This is a genomic window from Moorena sp. (genome assembly GCF_982860115.1).
Window position 1 is genome coordinate 1 of record NZ_CEYLVT010000479.1, and the last position, 1,015, is coordinate 1,015.

Sequence of the window (1,015 nt, forward strand, 5' to 3'; positions counted from 1 at the left end):
TATTAAACTAAGCCGCAGAGTCACCTCTGCGACTCGTCTCCAAAACCGTACGTGACAGTTTCCCGTCATACGGCTCCTCATGATAGGAACACACTTTCATTGGTACCTCCGCATTAGAAAGGATTGTCATCTAGCTCAGAGGAGTCGTTATTTGACTCTTGACACTTTGGACTGACTTTAGTTCTATGTTTTACATCGTGGCAATGTAGGTGGAGTAGCTCAAGATTCCTGAATTGGTCGTTTCCACCTTGTGGGCGTGGTATTAAGTGATGCATTTCCAATAAATCTCCATCTCTGAATGTGAGACCACAATGAGCACATTTCCCTTTCTGTCTTTTCAGAAGAAAACCCTTCTGGCTAGTCATTTCAGGGTGTTTTTGCATTCGGTTGCTCCAGTACATTAGGTCACCGTCAAAGGGACTTCTGGATTCTTTGACCTTTACATGTCTTACAATTTTTGTTTTGACATGTTTCGGGAGATAATTCTCCTCATCTGTCATGAATACCCAGTTATCTATCTTTGGTGCTTCCCATGGTTCTTTTGGTTTTTCAACCTTAGTTCCCCAGTACTTTTTATTCACCCAGGTTTTTGATTTTTTGGGATGTCTCCTATATCCCCATCTTTTAAGTTTGTGCCAGAGCATGTTATCTAAATCAGTAAAGGTTTCCTTACTGACCTGACTTTTGTTGTAGTTACACCATCCTCTTATAGCTGGTTTTAATCTGCTTATTAGCGCTTTTTGAGGGGCAGCCTTGTGTCTGTCTATGATGTCTACAAGTTTTTCATAGTGCTCTTTTACGCTCTTGCTGGATGGTTTGATGAGAGTTTTAAAACCTTGCTTTGAGTGGTGTTTTCCTACTTGATATTGACGTATATTGAATCCAATAAAGTCAAAGCCTTTGTAGGTATGTACCATCTTTGTTTTACTTGGTTTTAATTCTAGGCCGATGTCTTCTAACCATTTATTGATGATTCTCTGACATTCTTCTACCACTTCTTTGGATTTGTGCATTA

1 protein-coding gene is annotated in these 1,015 nt (G+C 39.9%); it reads right to left on the reverse strand.

The features are described 5' to 3' along the window. Window positions 1-113 precede the first annotated feature (113 nt). On the reverse strand, window positions 114-1,015 hold a 902-nt coding region (locus tag AC4II3_RS32795; protein ID WP_488029862.1), incomplete at its 5' end, for a group II intron reverse transcriptase.